Raw genomic sequence first — 19,572 nt, forward strand, 5'->3', positions numbered from 1 at the left:
AAGCTTTTTTCCAAAATTTAATGGCGTATTTTAACGCCTTTTTTTAATAAAATCAGGTTTATCCCTGTCAAAAGTAGCAAGAATCCCACCGTAACTCCTAAGCTCAACCAAGGATTCACGTCCGATTGTTGAAAAAAACCATACCGAAAACCATCAACCATGTAAAAGAATGGATTCAAGTGCGAAAAGTGTTGCCAGAAGGGTGGCAGATCCCGAATTGAGTAGAAAACCCCACTGAGGAATGTCAAAGGCATAATCACAAAATTCTGAAATGCCGCCAAATGATCATATTTTGTCGACAAAATTCCCGCCATTAAGCCAAAACTACCGAGCACTGCCGCACTGAGTACCGCAAACAAAAACACCCAACCAGGCATCAATAGGGTCAAATGATATCCCATCACACCCACTGCTAACACACCAAGTCCAACCACTAAACCGCGCACCACCGACGCCGCCGTAAATGCCAAGTAGATTTCTAATGAAGAGAGTGGACTTAACAATACAAAAGTCAAATTCCCATGCATCTTCGCTTGAATTAAACTTGACGAGCTATTCGAAAAAGCGTTTTGCATTAATGCCATCATCACCAGACCTGGAATTAAAAACTCGCTATAACCAACGCCTTGAAAGGGATTGAGCTGAGTATCGATCACCTGACCAAAAATCAACAAATAGAGGAGCGTGGAAACAATCGGTGCAAAAATGGTTTGAATCGCTACCGAATAAAATCTTCTGACCTCTTTTTTAAATAGGGCCCAACAGCCCGCCCAATTGAATGTAAAATTATGCATGATTTTTCCCCACCAAATCTAAAAACACCTCTTCTAAAGACGCATCTCTTGAAGAAATATCCGTCACCTCTATACCCGCTTCATTGAGCCAACCGAGCATTTGATTTAATGGCACGGATTTTTCTAACTTAAACAGCGCGCCATCCGTTTCGACCTCTTCCAAGCGTTCTAAAAGTGGTGGTGTCCACTGAATCGGCATCTGCTGAACTTTGACGCGTATATAACGATAGGGATGACGGTTTAATAAATGGTCTGTCCGATCCAAGGCTTTTAGCATGCCTTGCTGTAAAACCGCTACCTGTTCACACAAAGCTTCTGCCTCTTCAAGATAGTGTGTTGTCAAAATAATGGTATGTCCTTCCCGATGCAACTCTTGGGCAAAAGCCCAAAGCGTATGGCGTAGATCCACATCCACACCCGCTGTCGGCTCATCTAAAACAATAACCTCCGGTTTATGCACCAGTGCCATGGCAATTAATACGCGCCGTTTCATTCCCCCTGAAAGCTGATGCGTAGCTGCATCTGCTTTATCTTCCAACGCCAAACGCTGCAAAAGCATCTCAATCCACCGCTTCTGCTCTGGCCCATTTAAACCAAAATAACCGGATTGGATGGTGAGTAATTCACGAATGGAAAAAAAGGGGTCTGCAATTAACTCTTGTGGCACCAACCCTAAGGAGCGGCGGGTTTGACGATAATCTGCAATGACATCCTTACCCATGACTTTTATCTGACCCGCAGTCGGAATCACCAGTCCTGCCGTCGCATTAATCAGCGTTGACTTTCCTGCGCCATTCGGGCCTAACAAACCAAAAAAACTTCCTTTGGGGATTTGAAAACTAATCTGCTCTAAAGCCGTAAATTCCCCATACTTTTTATAAACATCACGATACTCAATGGCTGACATGAATACTTTTCCTTTCAAACTAAAAAACCCTGCTTATGCAGGGCCATAAAATAACATGCAATGCGTGCAGTAGCCGGCTTCAACTAGCCTTCAAAAACCAGAATTTTTTCTAAATCATAAAGCTGACGTAAAGTTTTTAAAGCTTCTGAAGTATGACGAACAATAATTGAACCCGTCCCCAGCCGGTGTTTGACTGCCTGCAGCCACAATAAAAAAGCCAAAAAACTACTGTCCACTGATTGAAGCTGCTGACAATCTATCACTTTGATTTGGTGAGCAATGGCATATAACTCTTGATGCAATTTTGTAATATTTTTAACTGACACTTCTCCCGAAAGCTTGACAGTCTCTGTCTCGATGACGACTTCTAACGGCTGCGGCTGCTGAATAGACATCTCACTCAAACTCTTTATTTTTTGCGCACATTTCAGAGATCACTCCCTCAATCCCTTTTTGCTGAAAGGCTGTCGCATAGGTTTTACGATAATTGAGTAACATCGACACCCCTTCAATCACCACATCATAGAGTTTCCATAAGTGCGTTTTTCGATCTTGGAAAGCCCGATACTGCACTTTTGAAACATTCCCGTCCGCCTGAACCACCTGAGAGCTGACAATCACCCGATCACCACGACTACCTTCTGGGCTCACACCTGTCACTTCAAAGGATTTAATTTTCAGATTCAACATGCTGTTTGCATAAGACCGCAGCAAGGTTACGGTAAATTCATGAACAAAAGCTTTTTGTTGCGCTGGCGTTGCTATGCGCCAATAGCGCCCCATTACATAACGCGCCATCTTTTCGGTATCCACATAGGGTAAAATATATTGATTTGCAAAGGCTTTAATTTTTTGGGGATGATTACTTAATTCCTCCCGTTGTGCGTTTAACTGTGTTATCACGGTTTGCGATAAAGTCTGCACCAACTTGACAGGATCTGTTTGATCGACCTGAACATCAGCCGTCGCATTAACCGTACTTACAATTAATCCCCATCCAAATAAACAGCTTAATAGGATTCTCTTCATTTTATTTATCCTTATTTATCACTCAACTTCACTAAAAACTGACCAATTAAGTTTTCTAAAATCAGTGCTGATTGGGTGATGGTAATTTCATCTCCATCTTGTAAGAGGTCTTCTTCCCCTCCTGGGGTTAAACCTATATATTGATCTCCTAATAGCCCTGATGTCAAAATTGCCGCAGACGTATCGATTGGAAACTCATGGTAGTCTTGATATATTTTCATCTCTACTTTTGCCATAAACGTTTTTTGATCTAAAGAGATATTTTCCACTCTCCCCACCACAACGCCGCTGACTTTAACCGGTGCTCTGACCTTGAGCCCACCAATGTCTTGAAACTTTGCCGTCAAATGATAAGCAGGGCGATCTTGAATACTGGAAAAGTTACTCACCTGCAAAGCGATAAACATTAAAGCAATCATTGCGATTAAGACAAAAATCCCAACCCAGATCTCAATTTTGGTTTGTTGTTTCATTCCTTTTCCCTAAAACATTAAAGCCGTTAAAATAAAGTCTAACCCGAGCACACCTAAAGAGGCGTGTACCACCGTTTTCGTCGTAGCAGAGCTCACCCCTTCTGAAGTCGGCATCGCCTCCTCACCTTGAAACAGTGCGACGACTGCAATCAGAAAAGCAAACACTATAGACTTAATCACACCATTTATCACATCATCGTGCCAATCGACTGCATGATTCATCTGCGACCAAAAAGCCCCAGAATCGACGCCTAACCAATCGACCGCGACCAAATAACTTCCCCAAATCCCCAGTCCTGTAAACATTAAAGTCAGCAATGGCAGGGTAATTAAAACCGCAAAGAAACGGGGCGCAAAAATAAACTTTGTAGGGTCTACTGCCATCATTTCCAAAGCCGAAAGCTGCTCTGTGGATTTCATCAAGCCGATTTCGGCAGTCAAGGCCGAACCTGCTCGACCTGCAAAAAGTAAAGCGGCGACAACAGGTCCAAGTTCACGCAGCAGTGACAAAGCGGTCATGGTACCCACTGCATTTTCAGAGTTGTAATCCACCAAGACATTGTAGCCCTGCAAACCTAAAACCATCCCCACAAACAGACCCGCAGTCAGAATAATTGGCAAGGAGAGTACGCCTGTAATATAAACTTGTTTCAATAATAATGGAAAACGATACAGTACATAAGGCAGTGCGGGAAACATTGACAGAAAAAAGAAAAAACCTCTTCCCACTGTGGCCGTCAACTCGAGAAAATGCTGACCTAACCTTTGTAAAAAAGCCATCAATCCCTTCATGCGACCCCACCCCCTAAGACATCCTCCAAATAGGGCTGTGCTGGGTAGTGGTAAGGCACAGGACCATCAGGCAATCCTTGTAAAAACTGCTTAACAAACGGCGAATCTGAGTGAATAATCTCATCTTTATTGCCTTGCGCCACCACCTGACCCTCAGACATCACACACACAAAGTCTGCAATCGATAACACCTCATCTACATCGTGAGAAACCACAACACTGGTTAAGCCAGGTAAACTGTCATTCATTTTCTTAGTCAAGGCCACCAGCACCCCCATGGTAATCGGATCTTGCCCCACAAAAGGCTCATCGTAAAAAATCATCTCTGGATCCAATACCATCGCTCGAGCCAAGGCTGCTCTACGCGCCATACCTCCAGACAGTTCGGCAGGCTTTAAGGTTTGTGCACCACGCAAACCGACTGCTTGTAACTTCATTAAAACTAAGGAACGAATCAATGCTTCGGGCAGATCGGTGTGCTCACGCAAGGGAAATGCGACATTGTCAAAAACCGTTAAGTCAGTCAATAAGGCGCCACTTTGAAACAGCATGCCTAAAGTTTGCCGCATCTGATAAAGCCGCTGCCGGGACATTTTATGCACATCCTCACCATTGACCAAAATCCGTCCACTGTCAGGTTGTAACTGTCCAGCAATCAATTTTAAAAGCGTTGTCTTCCCCGTCCCACTCGGTCCCATGATGGCGGTAATTTGATGACGTGGGATGCTTAAGGAAAAGCCATCAAAAATTTTCCGACTGCCTCGATAAAAGGTGAGATCTTCAATTTCAATAATGGCATCCGAAACCGTACTTTGTTCTGGCATTGAAACTCTCTTTCAAAAGGTTGAGCCATTATTGTGGACAATTTATGCCGATGAAGCAAGTTTATTCCATTTCTGCGCGCTTTATGCCAACATTTCCAGCAATAATTTTAATGATTGTGCTTGCGCCACTGTTTGTGGCCGAACAAAATGCCCTCCTTCACCACCTACAAATACGGGTATCTCAGAAACCCTTATTTGTGAAGTCTGTTGTAAAACTTGAGCAAAAAATTCTTTAGCCCACTGCCCTTGGGCCTTAGGATTCGTTATCGAAACTGGGTAGATCCCCAACCACATCACATCTTGCCCCAGACTCTGCTGATACAGACCAGCCCCCTTTGACACCAGCTTTTCAGAGTCAATGGCCCCACCACAATAATCGCCCAAAACAGAGCACACTTGCTGCAGCCTTTCCGTTTCTTGTGCATTCAATGGATGTTCAACGGATAAATAAAACAGAAAAGGTGGCTGTGCATCATAAGCCTCTTCATCCTCAAAATCATCTTCATCTAATTGTACAGAATCCAGCCATTCCTCAATCTCCTCTTCTTCGGCATTCAACCATTGGCTGTGAGGCACTAACACTGTTCGGAAATAATTCGCATAAAAATCCAACTGCCATTCTTCAGGTAAATCTTCTGGATAAAACGAATGCTCCCACTGAGACCACTGCCAGCCATAACATCCCACTCTCACTTCAACCTCCATTCACCCCTATTAATCCACTATGACTCGTTATAAATTTTCTTTATTCAATAAGCAAATCGGTGTAAAATATCGCGATCATTTTTTGATTTTATAAAAAGCAGATCAAAAACTTTTCAAAATTATACATGACGAATGGAACCTTTATGACCGAATTGATCTTACCAGCCATTGGACTGGTCATTGGCCTTTTTTTACTGGTAAAAAGCTCAGATTACTTCATTGAAGGTGCAGCCAGCACTGCTGTTCATTTAAATATTGCCCCCCTCATTATCGGGGTCGTCGTATTGGGTTTTGGGACCTCTGCACCAGAGATCATTGTCTCTATCTTAGCTTCCTTAGATGGTAGCCCTGGACTGGCCATTGGCAATGTCGTCGGATCAAATATCGCCAATATTGGTTTAGTGTTAGGAAGCGCAGCTCTTATCGCCCCCATTGCCGTCAAGTCGTCTATTCTGAAACATGAACTTCCCTTACTTCTCCTTATCAGCACGGCCAGCATTTTATTAATTATCGATGATGATCTAGACCGAATTGATGGCATTATTCTCTTGATCACCCTTGTGGGAACAATGTTTTGGATGGTTAAAACCAACAGCAGCCCACAGGCTAAATCCGATCCCATGGAACAGGAAATCGAACAAGAGCTGAATGAAATCCCTAAGCTCACCCTTAGACAATCCATCACCTATTTGCTCTTAGGCCTCATTGTACTTATGCTCAGTGCCAAAATGATGGTTTGGGGTGCGGTTGAAATTGCACATTTTTTTGGTGTTTCAGAAACCATTATTGGTTTGACGATTATTGCCATCGGTACCAGCCTGCCGGAATTAGCCGCTTCAATCACTGCAGCACGCAAAAATGAAGCGGATCTAATGATCGGTAATATTTTAGGGTCTAACCTTTTCAATCTGTTAGCCGTCATGGCCATGCCAGCCCTCATCGCACCCGGTAAAATTAATGATTCAATCTTACTCCTAGACTATCCTATTATGCTTGCTTTAACCCTAGTCATGCTGCTGGTGGCGATCCCCAGAAAAAACTTAGCGGTCATTACACGTATTGAAGGGGCGATTTTACTCGCCTCCTATATTGCCTATCTTCTCTTTTTATATTATCGTACTGTTTCAGCCTAATTTTTGAGACCATAATTATGAACTATTCGCCAGAACTGCAAACTAAAGCACGTCAAATTAAACTGCTTTTACTGGATGTGGATGGTGTATTAACCGACAACAAGCTTTTTTATGGTGACAATGGCGTAGAATATAAAAGTTTTCACACTCGAGACGGCCACGGTATGGTCTTACTACAAAAAAGCGGCATTGAAATTGGCATTATTACCGGTAGAAAATCCGAACTCGTTAAACGACGAATGCAAGATTTAAAAGTCGCCCATCTCTATCAAGGCGTCCCCGACAAACTCCCGACCTTTCTCAAATTGGTGGAACAACTGGGGCTCGAAATGGATGAAATTGCCTATATGGGCGATGATATTTTAGACCTACCCATTCTTACCCGTGTTGGGCTGTCTTCAACCGTGGCCAATGCCGATCCAGAAGTGTTAAGTCGAGTCGATTTTATCTCTCAATACAAAGGCGGAGAGGGCGCCGTCAGAGAGTTATGTGAATTGATCCTCAAATCTCAAAGCCTCTGGCAACAACACATGGACTTTTTTCTTCGGTCATGAGCCAGACAAAGCGTCTCCTTCCTTGGTTATTACTCATTATGCTCCTTCTGGGACTCTTTCAATACTTTTCGCAACACGTCTCTTCCAAATCATCTCTTAATGAACACGCTCTCGAAGAACGTACACAATGGCATATCACACAAGTCCACCGTTGGCAAATCAATCCTCAACAAGACAAACAAATCTACCTACAAGCTCAGTCTGCAACGCAAACCGAATTAAAGGGAAAGGAACACCTTTATTTTACACAGCCACAAATAGTGGTGATTTCAACAAATAGAAATCATTATATAGAGAGTCAAAAAGGGGTCATGATCAAAACCCCTAAAAAACAACTGCTCACTTTAGAAGGGGACGTTAAAATGCTCAGCCGTCGTGATCCAACAGACCCTTTACAAACCCTAACCACAGAACTGGCCATCTATGATCTCTCTCGACAATTATTATTTGCCCCCAATTTTGCTAGAATAACGCAACCCAATATAGAAATCACTGGGATAGGTTTAACTGCTGATCTTCAACAGGAGCAGTTTCAGTTAAAATCCTCTGTGAAGACCTACTATGAACCCCAACAACAAAGTACCCCCTAATGAAAAGTTTAACCAAACACATTTTTCAAACTCTCCTCTTAAGCTTAATCACTCTCTGGCAAATCCCCGCTTGGTCCGCAGAAAATGAAGATCCAGATGCCCAAAAACCCATAGAAATCACAGCAGATCAATTAGAATTTTCCAAAAAAAGTGGAAAAAGCATCTACACCGGTCACGTCATTGTGACGCAAGGCTCCATGAAACTCACTGGAGACAAAGTCATTATTCTTCACCCACAACAAAAAATTCAAAAAGTAGAGGTGTATGGTCGTCCCGCTTATTTTAAAAAATATCTCCCAACTGAAAAAAAATGGAACCAAGGCCACGCCCAAATCATTATTTATTGGGCCACCAGTAAAAAAATACGCCTGATCGGTCAAGCTTTTTTCCAACAGGGTAACAGCAACCAAATTTCCGGACCTGAACTCATTTATGACATGAATCAGCAAACACTACAGGCGCACGCAACTGAGCAAGAAAAATCTCGCATCCATGTGATCCTGCAACCTGAAACGACAGAGAAACAGTAACCCTAATGGCACATTTCTATGCAAGAGGCTTGGCTAAAGCCTACAAAAAACGCACTGTAGTCACATCCGTTGACATTGATGTTTTCAGTGGTCAAGTAGTCGGTCTCCTAGGGCCCAATGGCGCAGGAAAAACCACCACCTTTTATATGATGATGGGGTTAGTCACCAATGATGCAGGTGAGATTTATCTCAATGATGAAGAGATTTCTACACTTCCCATCCATGAAAGAGCCAAAAAAGGGATTGGTTATCTGCCACAAGAGGCTTCTGTTTTCCGTAAACTTACCGTCAAAGAGAATATTATGGCCATTTTAGAAATGCGGCCTGAACTGTCTCGTGATCAAAGAGCGCAAAAATATGAAGCGCTGATTGATGACCTCCAAATAGGACACATTACCACCCAACTAGGCCAAGCCCTCTCTGGTGGCGAGCGACGGCGCGTAGAAATTGCGCGTGCACTGGCAATGGAACCCAAATTTATCTTACTGGATGAACCTTTTGCCGGCGTAGACCCTATTTCGGTGAAAGACATTCAAGCCATTATCCGTCACTTAAAAAAGAAAAAGATTGGCATCCTGATAACCGATCACAATGTGAGAGAAACGCTCGGGGTTTGCGATACCGCCTATATTCTTCATGCAGGCACGATCTTGGCAAAAGGCACCCCTGAGACGATTTTACAAGATACCAAAGTTCGACAAGTTTATTTAGGCGAAGACTTTCAGTAATTTCTCTTCCCTTCGCCTGTCCACACTCTTCTAAGCATGATATACTGAAACGAAAGAATCTTGTGGATTCAAAAATGGGCTCAATATTGCACTCATTAGCATAAAAAAACACAACTCGATGAGCGCTTGAGTTTCGGACAGTCATCCCTATAAAAACATTATGAATATTATAGGTGGGATTTAATAAGGAGAAAAATATGCAAATCAATATTACTGGACATCACATTGAAATTACAGATGCACTTCGTAACCATGTGACTGAAAAATTACAAAAATTAATGCGTCACTTTGATCATGCCACTAGAGCTAATGTGATTTTAACGGTTGAACCTCATAAAGTTCAGCGTGCTGAAGTAGAGCTTCATGTCCCAGGTGCAAATTTATTCGCAAAAGCGGAAACACATGATATGTATGAGGCGATTGATACTATGGTCGATAAATTAGACCGTCAAATTATTAAGTATAAAGAAAAATTAACTGACCACCACCAAAAATCTGGTGGTATCAATGGGATTGAAGAAGTCGAAGAAGCTTAAGATACCCTAAAACATACCCACCTACTCATTAAGGGGCTCAAGATAGAGCCCTTTTTTATGCAAACCGGATTCTGACTATGAGTGAAAAACTGCTCTCCAGCGAAAAAGTAAAAATTACAGATCACCTCCTTAAAGCGCTCGAAAACAGCGATCAGGCTCAACTTCAATCCCTAATTCAATCGCTTTCCGAAGAAGATATTGCTGAAATTTTAGAAGCCACCCCACCTTCTCAAAGAAATGCACTCTGGGATAACCTCCCTCCCGAGCTCCAGGGCCAAGTGTTGGCTCACCTTAATGATGAAGTAAAAAATAGCCTTCTAGACCGATTGAATCAAGAGGAAATTATCGAGGTCGCCGGAGACCTGGAAACCGATGAGCTGACCGATTTGATTCAATCCTTAGAAGGAGATGAAAAACAAAAAGTTCTAGATGCCCTGGATCAAAGGGAAAGGGCTGCAGTCGAACAAGCATTACGCTACCCAGAGGATACCGCCGGTGGTTTAATGAACACCGATGTGATCGCCATCCGAGAAGATGTGACTGTCGGTGTCGTTTTACGCTATCTTCGTAAACTAGGCGAACTTCCCGAAAATATACATGAGCTTTATGTGGTCGATCGAGAAGGACATTTTATTGGCGCATTACCGATTACCTACTTGCTTACCCAAGATGAAGACACCCCTATTGCCAAACTGGTAGATAAGTCTCAACCTTCCATTAAAGCTTACACCTCTGCCCAAGAAGTGGCGCATCTGTTTGAAAAATATGACCTCATCGCTGCACCCGTAATTGATGAAAGTGGCAAATTGATTGGGCGCATCACCGTAGATGACGTGGTAGATGTCATTCGAGATGAAGCTGAGCATGCACAAATGGCCAGCGCCGGTTTGGATGAGGATGAAGATCTTTTTGCCCCCCCCATTAAGTCAGCCAAAAGCCGGAGTTTTTGGCTGGGCGTTAATCTCATTACCGCGATTCTCGCTTCCATGGTGATTGGCCTCTTTGACGGTACCATTCAACAGGTCGTCGCTTTGGCTGTTCTCATGCCGATTATTGCCAGTATGGGCGGTATCGCCGGCACACAAACTGCCACCATTGTGATTCGCGCCATTGCAACCGGTAAATTAACGCCTAATAACAGCCGCCTTCTGCTCTATAAAGAGCTAGCTGTCGGTTTTCTTAATGGGTTGATTTGGGCCATTTTAACTGGCATCGCAGTCGCCTGGCTTTATCAGGATATTTCACTCGCGGGGATATTTGCAGCAGCAATGATCATTAACCTTGTTGCAGCCGCTTTAGCGGGCACCATTATTCCACTCGTTTTGGAACGCATGAAAATTGACCCCGCTTTGGCTTCAGGACTGTTACTAACGACGGTCACCGATACACTCGGCTATTTCGTCTTTTTAGGCCTAGCTTCTTGGTTACTGATACATCACTAATGTTCTCGTGTCGCCACAAATTGTAAATTGGGCCAGCGCTCTTCGGTCAATTGTAAATTAACACGCGTGGGTGCAATATACACCAATTGATCGGCGGCATCATAGGCCACATTCTCATGCACCTTCGCCAAGAATTTCTCAATCTCCTCAGGCTCACCAATCACCCAACGCGCCGTGGCGACATTGACCGCTTCAAATTGACAGGTCACATTATATTCATCTTTCAAACGCTGAGCGACCACCTCGAACTGCAACACCCCAACCGCGCCTAGAATCAAATCATTATTGGCAATGGGACGGAACAACTGGGTAGCCCCCTCTTCCGAAAGCTGTTTTAACCCTTTCTGCAGCGCTTTCATCTTCATCGGATCTTTTAACACTGCACGCCGGAACAATTCAGGTGCAAAGTTCGGAATACCGGTAAACTTCAGATCCTCCCCTTCAGTAAAGGTATCCCCAATTTGGATGGTGCCGTGATTATGCAAGCCAATAATATCTCCGGCATACGCCTCTTCCGCCTGCTCGCGTTTATTCGCCATAAAAGTAATTGCTTTCGCCACGCGAATCTCTTTACCTATGCGCACATGTTTTAACTTCATGCCCTTTTCGTACTTACCAGACACAATCCGCATAAAGGCCACTCGATCTCGGTGCTGTGGATCCATATTGGCTTGAATTTTAAAAATAAAACCGGTCAGTTGAGGCTCATCGGCTGATACAAAGCGCTGTCTAGCGCCACGACCTTCAGGCGGTGGGGCAAACTCGGCAAAGCCATCCAATAGCTCTTGCAGACCAAAATTGTTCACTGCCGAACCGAAAAAGACTGGGGTTAACTCTCCAGACAAAAAGCGTTTAAGATCAAATTCATGACTGGCCCCTCGAACCAACTCGATTTCATCTCGCAGCTCTTCAGCCTGCTCCCCTAAAATCTCATCTAATTCTGGATTGTCCAACCCTTGAATCAGCTTGCCTTCTGCAGCATGAATGCCATCGGCTTTTTCAAACAGGCGTACTGTATCATTCTGCAGGTGATAGATGCCCTTAAAGCGTTTCCCCATGCCAATTGGCCAAGTCACCGGGGCACAGTCTATTTTTAAGACTGACTCTACCTCATCCATTAAATCGATCGGATCTCGACCTTCACGATCCAGTTTATTAATAAAGGTTAAAATGGGGGTATCTCGTAATCGGCAGACTTCCATTAATTTAATGGTGCGCTCTTCCACCCCTTTAGCCACATCAATCACCATTAAGGCGGAATCAACAGCTGTCAAGGTTCGATAAGTGTCCTCTGAAAAATCCTCATGCCCTGGCGTATCCAGCAGATTGATAATCACCTCTTTATAGGGAAACTGCATGACAGAAGATGCCACCGAGATGCCCCTTTCTTGCTCCATCTTCATCCAATCTGAGGTTGCATGGCGATCCGTTTTTCGACTTTTTACCGCACCCGCCAATTGAATCGCGCCTCCATAAAGCAACAATTTTTCTGTGACGGTAGTTTTCCCTGCGTCTGGATGCGAAATAATCGCAAAAGTCCTTCTTTTAGTAATTTCTTGCTGAATGGGACCGTTTGACATGGATTAAAAACCTTAATAGATATATGGAGAGAAACGGGCATTCTACAAATAAAAGGAGACACAATCAACTGACATTTATCTGTCATCCATTTGTCATGAAAGTTTGTAAAAATAAAGAGTCAATCATTTATAAGAACGGCAAACAAAAAGATGGTCATCAATATTCGCAAAACGATTCTAGAAAAATCTCCAAATTTTGAAAAGAAGATCGGTGGTAAGCAGCTTATCCAGTTACTAGAAAAGCTGACACACCAAGATGACATCAATCAATTTATTTTAGAAAACCAACATCTCAAAGGATTTGCTTTCTTAGATAAGGCGCTAGAACATTTTAATTTCAGCTATCAAATTGACAACCGTTCTTACAATCACATTCCCTCAGAAGGGCGGGTGATTATTGTCTCCAATCATCCCATTGGTTCATTAGATGGATTGGCGCTCCTCAAGCTGATTCGATCCATACGACCCGATGTACGTATTGTGGCCAATGAACTACTGAATCAGGTGACCCCTTTTCAAGGCCTCTTTTTAGATGTGGACAATATGTCTCAAAAAACCAGCCACAAATCGCAATTCAAAGCGATGCTTCAAGCTTTAGAAAACGACGAAGCCTTGATTATTTTCCCGGCTGGGGAGGTCTCTCGTATCCGTCCCCAAGGCGTCCGCGATGGGAAATGGAAAACAGGCTTTTTAAAACTTGCTGAAAAAACTCAAGCCCCCATTTTGCCTATCTATACCGATGCTCGCAATTCAGCGCTGTTTTATGGATTATCGACTATTTATAAACCGCTTGGAACGCTCATGCTGGTTAAAGAGATGTTCAATAAACAGAATCAAACCATCCATTTTCATGTGGGCAATCTCATTCCCTGGAAATCTATCCAAAACAGTCGCTTTAATTACAAACAAAGCGCACAGCTGATACGCAAGCATATCTATCGTCTCGATAAACCCAAAAAAGCAAGCAAAAAACTGCCATTTAAAGTGGAAGAAACCATCGCCCACCCTGTCGACCGAAAAGCACTTAAACAAGCCTTAAAAGCTGGAGAATTACTGGGCAAGACTGCCGACGGAAAAGTGATCTATCTTTTTGATTATGATTCTGATTCCCCCGTCATTCGAGAAATCGGTCGTCTGCGTGAATTAACCTTCCGCACTGTAGAAGAAGGCACAGGCAGTGCTTTAGATTTAGATCCCTATGATGCAGACTATAAACATCTCGTCCTCTGGGATGAAGAAGACTTAGAGATAGTCGGTGCCTACCGGATGGGAGAAGCGGGTAAAATCATCGAAAAGAAAGGTAAAGAAGGCCTTTATACCAACACCTTATTTGATCTTAAAGAAGCATTTGACCCAATTTTGCCTAACGCTTTGGAAATGGGACGCAGTTTTGTTCAACCGCGCTACTGGGGCAAACGCAGTCTAGACTACCTCTGGTATGGAATTGGGGCTTATATTAATCACCATCCTAATATCCAATATATGTTTGGTCCTGTCAGCCTTTCAGACGCCTACCCTCATGAAGCCAAAGAGCTGATTATTGCTTTCTACTTGCAACAATTTAGCGCTACACAAAAATTGGCAGAGGGCAAACGACCTTTTAAAGTTTCAAAAACTGTTAAAACCTTAGCCGAATCTGAATTCAGCGGTGATTATAAAGAGGCCTATACCAAATTGAACACTCTGCTTTCAGAGTATGGCATTAAGGTCCCCACCCTGTTTAAACAGTATGCAGAACTATGTGAACCAGGCGGCACGCAATTTATCGACTTCAGTATCGATCCTGACTTCAATAATTGTGTAGATGGCTTAATTATTGTCGATCTCAATCAGATCAAGCCTAAGAAACGCCAACGGTATCTTGCCTCTTCTATTTCTTAAAATCGCACTTTCAGCTACAATGATGCTTATTTTTATGCATTATAATCATGAATACTGAATTAGAAGCTTGCAAACACGCCTTAGAAGCCACAGGGGACTATCAAGTCCTTGTGCGCTTTAAACCGATTCCTCAATATCACTCGCCCCAAAATGTCAAAACCTTTAAAGCCTGCATCATTGATACAGAAACCACAGGGTTAGATACTGAAAATTGTGAAATTATTGAACTTGGCTACCAAGTGATTGAATTTGATTCTGCGGGTAACTTTTACCGCGTTTTATTGACGCAAAACTTTCTCAATGAACCCGAAGGGGGGATCCCAGAAGAAGTGACGCAAGTGACTGGCATCACACTAGAAGAAGTTAAAGGACATCAAATTCCTTGGGAACAAGTGGTCACAGAACTCAACGATATGGATCTGTTTGTGGCACACAATGCAGGATTTGATCGCCCCATCCTAGAACGCTACCATCCGCTTTTTGCTGAAAAAGTTTGGGGCTGTTCAGCAAGCCAAATTGACTGGTTTGCACTGGCACATGTGAGCTCACGCAGCCAAGAATTTCTCTGCTGGAAAGTCGGGAAATTCTTCTATGATGCACATAGAGCCATAGATGATGTACAAGCGTTGACACACCTCTTATCCCAACCGATAGGCGAGCCCCAACACCCTGCCTTTTTCTATCTCTTACAAAGTGTCCGCCAATCAAAAATTATGATTAAAGCCACCGGCGCCCCTTTCGATGTTAAAGATGATCTCAAAAAACGCGGTTACCGTTGGAATAATACTGAAAGGGTCTGGCAAAAAGTCCTACCTGCCGCCACTCAAGAAGAAGAGCTCAATTGGCTCATAGAACACAGCACACCCAATCCCCAAGTCATAAAACTCAAAGCCACCGACACCTTCTCTGTTCGCGCCCAATAAAAAAGCCCGTTAAAACGGGCTTAAAAAATGCAAAGTGTGCTTGATGCTTACAGTTGTGGAAGATATTCAGGCAAGCGCTTGCGAATCTCTTCTGCAGACATTTTGGCCACATCTTTAGCCTCTGTATGCGCCACAATACGCGCAATTTTACTGTCCAACTCTTTTTTCAGCAATCCTAAGAAATGCGCTGGTGCCACCAAATAAAGCTGTTCAAATTCATGATTATCAAACCCTTTCTTTAATTCCTTAGCCAACTCTTTAGCAAACATAATGGCCTCTTCTTCTGTTGGTAACACCTTAGGCTCATAATTATGCGCACCTATTCCTGTATCATTACTATGACGACCTGGCAGATCCGTCACCAACTGCTGATCGTGAATTTTGGCAGCGATATGGGTTAAATCTTTCAACTCCTCTAAAGGCGCTGTAGGCGACTTGGTGGTAAAGATTCTTGCTCTTGCACTGTCTGCAACTAAAATCCAACTTTTTTTCATTTTTTTACCTCTCTTTTTGCTTTTTATTATTCTGTACGTTCAGTCACTTCCACTAAATGATAGCCAAAAGCCGTTTTAACTGGCCCTTGGACTTCTCCAACCGGAGCAGAAAAACAGACTTTGTCAAACTCTGGCACCATCATTCCAGGTCCAAATTGACCTAAATCCCCTCCAGATCGTGCAGAGGGACATTGAGAATGCGCTTTGGCTAATTCTGCAAAGTCGGCCCCTTCTTCAATCTGCTTTTTCAGATCCAAACACTTCTCTTCACTGTCTACTAAAATATGTCTTGCGGTCGCGAATGCCATTTTTTACTCCTTTTTCTCAGCCACAATTCTAACAAACCTGCCAACTTTTTGTGGCGTATTAGCCACAATCTCAAAGCCTCCCATCTCTAACATCGCGACGATGTCTTCTGGATGATAGCGATTATGCTCTAAAAAATGCTCAAAGGCATCTTCCAAATCTTCCACAGAAGTTTGATCATCATACGGTGAAATGTCTGGGTAACGGTAAGCCAGATACTCGGCTAAAGGTTGGCGCACGATATCAATCACGCATAATCGCCCTCCCGGCTTTAACCATTGATAAGCCGCTTTAAACATTTTGATAGGTTGCGTCAATTCATGCACCACCATATTCGCCATGACCATTCCTAAACTATTCGCCTCAATGGGTGCATGCGGATCATGTAAATCATCTACCAAAATTTGAGCATTCTCTGGCAAATCTAACTGAGCTTCTAACATATAGGGCGCTGCCTCAATACCATATACAGTGGATTTAGGGTAGCGCGTTGCACACGCTGCGACAAATTGACCAATGCTTGCCCCTAAATCCAGAATGCCATCACCAGGCTGGTAGTTCTTAGCAACCGACTCTTCCCAAAATCGCCAAAAATCCTCATCATGCCGCTTATCAAAGGTTTTCGCTATCCTTTCACACGCTTTTGCACCATCTCCGCCATGATGTTTCAAAATCTGTTGCTGGGTCTTTTCGAGTGTCATATTCTCTCTCTTCTTTATTTCTCTTTTTGATATATAGTACCAAACCCGTCCTGGTTCAAGCCATCGCCTCGCAGGAAAAGAGAAAAAACTACACAAATTAAAATTTCTTGTTTGATGGATTTGACACGCTGTTAAAAGCTCTCTATAATACGCATCTCTTTTGAGCCAGTGTGGTGAAATTGGTAGACACGTCGGATTCAAAATCCGATGCTAGTGATAGCGTGGCGGTTCGAGTCCGCCCACTGGTACCATTCTTTGTACGACCGTAGCTCAGTTGGTTAGAGCACCACCTTGACATGGTGGGGGTCGGTGGTTCGAGTCCACTCGGTCGTACCAATTCCTATTTATGATCCAACGCACGAATCAGAGCTTTACCCAAACGTTGATTCAGCATAGCGGTGGTCACAGCATCTGCAGAGTTTGCAATCACTTTATCCCCGAGTGTTCCGCCTAATTGTCGAGCAATTTCATCGCTTACTAAATCGGATAACGAGCTAGCTGCAAGATTTTCTAAGGCTATGCCAAATAAACTAAAATTTCCAATGAGACTTGGTCGCACGCCATAGACAAACGCAATATTTTTAAGGGTACGTAAACTCACCCATAAGAGGCCTAAAGTTTGAATCAGCGCATTGGGACTTAAAAAGGCAATGGCACCTGCGCGTATATTTTCTTGTTTTAAAGTGGATTGAGCCTGCTTCAAAATAGGCATCCGCACCTTTTCTTGATAGATTTGTAGCACTTCTTCAGCCGAATGATGAGGCTTAATCATTTTTAGAAAGCGTTGATAGTGTTGATAAGCAGGACTTTGACGCTCAGCATGCGTATAGTATTGGGCAAGTTTTTTTAAAATCACCTCTTTATCACCTATGGTCTTTAATTCTTCTAAAGTAAAAGGCTTATGCGCAATGGCTTTTAAGGTCATCACCCCTTTCATTTCACGATAAATCAGAAAAAATAATCCTAAGACCAACCCCACTAACAAACTTCCCAAACCGATAGATAAAATGGGATCTGTTTTCCATAAGTGAACAAGGGTTAAATAAGCTTGGAGCAAAGAAAAACTCATTAAAACAAACAGCGCAAAACCGATAAATTTTAGCCAGCCACTTAACGTAGACTTGGGCGCCTGCAATGGCATCTCTGGGGGAGATAGGTTTGAATCTTTAGGTGTCTCTATTTCAGGTTGCGGTTGATTTAATACTTTTTTCTGAACGCGTGCTTCATACGGTGGTCTGTCCATGGTCATGCCTTTTTAAGATTGGATGATATAATCCATTAGTTTATCAATGCCTTGTGCATGATTCATTCTTGCCAGCACATCTTTGGGCACTGCCGCTTTTATCGCAGGATAAATATGATTGTCCTCTAACGCCTTTAGGGTATTGGGAATGGGATCGAAGCACCACTCTTGATATTGCCCTGCTTCATCCGTGAACCTTAAACAGTTAGGGTGCTCACCGGGATCCGTCACTTGTATGGCTGAAAGTAAAAAGTGCTGAAATTCGACCTGTTGCGCTTTAAGATGACAACGCACACCTGAAGTCAAATCTTGTAACAACTGCATTAAATGATCGTGCTCAACTGTTGGAATCAAATCTACTTTTGTTGCCACAAAAGCTACTTTGCTAATCTGTTCTCCGAATAAAATTTTCGGCTTATACCACTTATTCGCACCATAGACAAAGCTGTTCGCTAAATTACTCAGCGTCTCTTTAAGTTGCGCTAGATGCGCCCGGCTGTGGCTTAGACCTTCATGCAGATCCAGCAAAATGATCTGTTTATCGGCCTTTGAGAAGTAGTTTTCTTGTAACGGACGCAACCAATCTTGCTGAAAGTTTTGATAGTGTTGCTGAAAACATTGGGTCCAAGGATGGCTCGGGTCACTGCTAATGTGACTCGGCAAAGGGGCAAAACCTTGCTTCTGCCAATCCCAAACGGGCGTCTCCACCAGTAGCGTTCCAGGTTGCAAGAGGGTGATGCCATAGGATTTAGCCGTTTTTAAATAGTCTCTGTAGGCTTCAATATAGAGATTGATCGAATCTTCAGTCGGCGCACGATCAAAATCAAAATTGGCAACCCATGCTTGCCAATCCTGTGCATAAAATTTTTGGGGTGGATTGCACTGCTGTGACCAAGCGGTATTGGACCATTCAATAAAATCCATTTGCAACATAGGTAAATCCGTCAACAATTCACCCGGATAATCATAAAAGCGAAACACCATTTCTGAAGAAGACGTAAAAACTCTTTTCAGGGGATGCGTCTGCTTGAGTTGAATCACTAATTCAAAGCCATAAATCTGATCCGTTGAAGATGGCCATTGCCCATTTTGCAACTGGTTAAGACATTGATCTAGCGGGAAAAGGGGTTCCCCTGGAATGGGACGGAGCTCAAAAGACTCTATAAGCGGTTGCGGCAAAGCTTTTAACAGTGGCAGAGGGTCTATGGTCTGGTTGACTCTTTGCCCGAGTAACGACATCAGTGTGGTAAAAAACATCGTTTTACCACTGCGACTTAGGCCGGTGATAATAATGTCATGTGACTCTCGGCGGAGCAGTGCGTCTAACTGCTCTGCCCCTTCATTGACTAAACGGCTAAAGCCTTGTTCAACTTTATTGAATAAGGCCTTCAAACAGACTTCCTGACG

General features: G+C 43.3%; 23 protein-coding genes and 2 tRNA genes. 11 read left to right on the forward strand and 14 right to left on the reverse strand.

Going from position 1 to position 19,572, the window contains the following annotated elements; translation table 11 throughout:
- Window positions 1–17: 17 nt before the first annotated feature.
- From ACYQ05_RS03695 to ACYQ05_RS03730, 8 genes are all read right to left on the reverse strand, one after another.
- Window positions 18–794 (reverse strand): ABC transporter permease, encoded by a 777-nt coding sequence (locus ACYQ05_RS03695; protein WP_459818444.1) that lies wholly within the window; start codon window positions 792–794, stop codon window positions 18–20.
- Window positions 787–1,701 carry an ABC transporter ATP-binding protein gene (locus ACYQ05_RS03700; RefSeq protein ID WP_459818446.1) on the reverse strand — a complete coding sequence of 305 codons (915 nt, stop codon included), beginning with the start codon at window positions 1,699–1,701 and terminating at the stop codon, window positions 787–789. The genes ACYQ05_RS03695 and ACYQ05_RS03700 overlap by 8 nt, the downstream gene beginning before the upstream one ends.
- A gap of 83 nt (window positions 1,702–1,784) precedes the next feature.
- A complete protein-coding gene (locus ACYQ05_RS03705) occupies window positions 1,785–2,096 on the reverse strand; it encodes an STAS domain-containing protein (RefSeq protein WP_459818447.1) in 312 nt (103 codons plus the stop codon).
- 1 nt (window position 2,097) lies between these two features.
- Window positions 2,098–2,730 (reverse strand): MlaC/ttg2D family ABC transporter substrate-binding protein, encoded by a 633-nt coding sequence (locus ACYQ05_RS03710; RefSeq protein WP_459818449.1) that lies wholly within the window; start codon window positions 2,728–2,730, stop codon window positions 2,098–2,100.
- Between the two features lie 11 nt (window positions 2,731–2,741).
- Window positions 2,742–3,203 (reverse strand): outer membrane lipid asymmetry maintenance protein MlaD, encoded by a 462-nt coding sequence (mlaD, locus tag ACYQ05_RS03715; protein WP_459818451.1) that lies wholly within the window; start codon window positions 3,201–3,203, stop codon window positions 2,742–2,744.
- Between the two features lie 9 nt (window positions 3,204–3,212).
- Complete coding sequence (gene mlaE, locus ACYQ05_RS03720; protein WP_459818453.1) at window positions 3,213–3,995, reverse strand: lipid asymmetry maintenance ABC transporter permease subunit MlaE; 783 nt, start codon at window positions 3,993–3,995, stop codon at window positions 3,213–3,215.
- The gene (locus ACYQ05_RS03725; protein WP_459818455.1) at window positions 3,992–4,819 is read right to left on the reverse strand and encodes an ATP-binding cassette domain-containing protein; all 828 of its coding nucleotides are present in this window, start codon (window positions 4,817–4,819) and stop codon (window positions 3,992–3,994) included. The genes mlaE and ACYQ05_RS03725 overlap by 4 nt, the downstream gene beginning before the upstream one ends.
- Before the next feature lie 81 nt (window positions 4,820–4,900).
- Window positions 4,901–5,512 (reverse strand): DUF72 domain-containing protein, encoded by a 612-nt coding sequence (locus ACYQ05_RS03730; protein ID WP_459818456.1) that lies wholly within the window; start codon window positions 5,510–5,512, stop codon window positions 4,901–4,903.
- A 155-nt stretch (window positions 5,513–5,667) separates the two neighbouring features.
- Between ACYQ05_RS03730 and ACYQ05_RS03735 the strand changes: the two genes are divergently transcribed.
- The 7 genes from ACYQ05_RS03735 (at window position 5,668) to mgtE (ending at window position 11,037) form a co-directional block, all read left to right on the forward strand.
- Window positions 5,668–6,657 carry a calcium/sodium antiporter gene (locus ACYQ05_RS03735; protein ID WP_459818458.1) on the forward strand — a complete coding sequence of 330 codons (990 nt, stop codon included), beginning with the start codon at window positions 5,668–5,670 and terminating at the stop codon, window positions 6,655–6,657.
- A 17-nt stretch (window positions 6,658–6,674) separates the two neighbouring features.
- Complete coding sequence (locus ACYQ05_RS03740) at window positions 6,675–7,211, forward strand: KdsC family phosphatase (protein WP_459818460.1); 537 nt, start codon at window positions 6,675–6,677, stop codon at window positions 7,209–7,211.
- On the forward strand, window positions 7,208–7,801 hold the full coding sequence (lptC, locus tag ACYQ05_RS03745) for an LPS export ABC transporter periplasmic protein LptC (protein ID WP_459818462.1): 594 nt from the start codon (window positions 7,208–7,210) through the stop codon (window positions 7,799–7,801). Before ACYQ05_RS03740 ends, lptC begins: the two co-directional genes overlap by 4 nt.
- Window positions 7,801–8,331, forward strand: a complete 531-nt coding sequence (gene lptA, locus ACYQ05_RS03750; protein WP_459818464.1) for a lipopolysaccharide transport periplasmic protein LptA — start codon at window positions 7,801–7,803, stop codon at window positions 8,329–8,331. Before lptC ends, lptA begins: the two co-directional genes overlap by 1 nt.
- Window positions 8,332–8,336: 5 nt before the next feature.
- Window positions 8,337–9,059: an LPS export ABC transporter ATP-binding protein gene (gene lptB / locus ACYQ05_RS03755; protein ID WP_459818466.1), complete on the forward strand. Its 723-nt coding sequence runs from the start codon at window positions 8,337–8,339 to the stop codon at window positions 9,057–9,059.
- A gap of 197 nt (window positions 9,060–9,256) precedes the next feature.
- Window positions 9,257–9,595, forward strand: coding sequence for a ribosome hibernation-promoting factor, HPF/YfiA family (hpf, locus tag ACYQ05_RS03760; RefSeq protein WP_459818468.1), 339 nt, complete (start codon window positions 9,257–9,259; stop codon window positions 9,593–9,595).
- A 77-nt stretch (window positions 9,596–9,672) separates the two neighbouring features.
- Window positions 9,673–11,037 (forward strand): magnesium transporter, encoded by a 1,365-nt coding sequence (gene mgtE, locus ACYQ05_RS03765; protein WP_459818470.1) that lies wholly within the window; start codon window positions 9,673–9,675, stop codon window positions 11,035–11,037.
- Here the strand turns inward: mgtE and ACYQ05_RS03770 are convergent.
- Window positions 11,034–12,617, reverse strand: coding sequence for a peptide chain release factor 3 (locus tag ACYQ05_RS03770; RefSeq protein ID WP_459818471.1), 1,584 nt, complete (start codon window positions 12,615–12,617; stop codon window positions 11,034–11,036). The two genes, mgtE and ACYQ05_RS03770, sit on opposite strands and share 4 nt — an antisense overlap.
- Window positions 12,618–12,767: 150 nt before the next feature.
- Here ACYQ05_RS03770 and olsF point away from each other — a divergent pair, with 150 nt between their 5' ends.
- Complete coding sequence (olsF, locus tag ACYQ05_RS03775) at window positions 12,768–14,498, forward strand: bifunctional ornithine lipid synthase OlsF (protein ID WP_459818473.1); 1,731 nt, start codon at window positions 12,768–12,770, stop codon at window positions 14,496–14,498.
- A gap of 47 nt (window positions 14,499–14,545) precedes the next feature.
- Entirely contained in the window at window positions 14,546–15,421 is an 876-nt protein-coding gene (locus ACYQ05_RS03780; protein ID WP_459818475.1) for a 3'-5' exonuclease, read from the forward strand.
- 47 nt (window positions 15,422–15,468) lie between these two features.
- Here ACYQ05_RS03780 and ACYQ05_RS03785 read toward each other — a convergent pair whose 3' ends face one another.
- Genes ACYQ05_RS03785 through ACYQ05_RS03795 form a run of 3 tightly spaced genes read right to left on the reverse strand, consistent with a single transcriptional unit; the run spans window position 15,469 to window position 16,922 of the window.
- Entirely contained in the window at window positions 15,469–15,915 is a 447-nt protein-coding gene (locus ACYQ05_RS03785; protein ID WP_459818477.1) for a host attachment protein, read from the reverse strand.
- A gap of 26 nt (window positions 15,916–15,941) precedes the next feature.
- On the reverse strand, window positions 15,942–16,223 hold the full coding sequence (locus ACYQ05_RS03790) for a peptidylprolyl isomerase (protein WP_459818479.1): 282 nt from the start codon (window positions 16,221–16,223) through the stop codon (window positions 15,942–15,944).
- A 3-nt stretch (window positions 16,224–16,226) separates the two neighbouring features.
- A complete protein-coding gene (locus tag ACYQ05_RS03795; RefSeq protein ID WP_459818481.1) occupies window positions 16,227–16,922 on the reverse strand; it encodes a class I SAM-dependent methyltransferase in 696 nt (231 codons plus the stop codon).
- A 164-nt stretch (window positions 16,923–17,086) separates the two neighbouring features.
- Between ACYQ05_RS03795 and ACYQ05_RS03800 the strand changes: the two genes are divergently transcribed.
- Together ACYQ05_RS03800 and ACYQ05_RS03805 are read left to right on the forward strand one after the other, a co-directional pair.
- Window positions 17,087–17,173, forward strand: a tRNA-Leu gene (locus ACYQ05_RS03800).
- 8 nt (window positions 17,174–17,181) lie between these two features.
- A tRNA-Val gene (locus ACYQ05_RS03805) sits at window positions 17,182–17,258 on the forward strand.
- Window positions 17,259–17,262: 4 nt separating this feature from the next.
- Here ACYQ05_RS03805 and ACYQ05_RS03810 read toward each other — a convergent pair.
- Together ACYQ05_RS03810 and ACYQ05_RS03815 are read right to left on the reverse strand one after the other, a co-directional pair.
- A complete protein-coding gene (locus tag ACYQ05_RS03810; protein WP_459818483.1) occupies window positions 17,263–18,165 on the reverse strand; it encodes a DUF697 domain-containing protein in 903 nt (300 codons plus the stop codon).
- Between the two features lie 12 nt (window positions 18,166–18,177).
- Window positions 18,178–19,557: a YcjX family protein gene (locus ACYQ05_RS03815; protein WP_459818485.1), complete on the reverse strand. Its 1,380-nt coding sequence runs from the start codon at window positions 19,555–19,557 to the stop codon at window positions 18,178–18,180.
- Between the last annotated feature and the right edge of the window lie 15 nt (window positions 19,558–19,572).

Source organism: Galenea microaerophila, assembly GCF_054657255.1.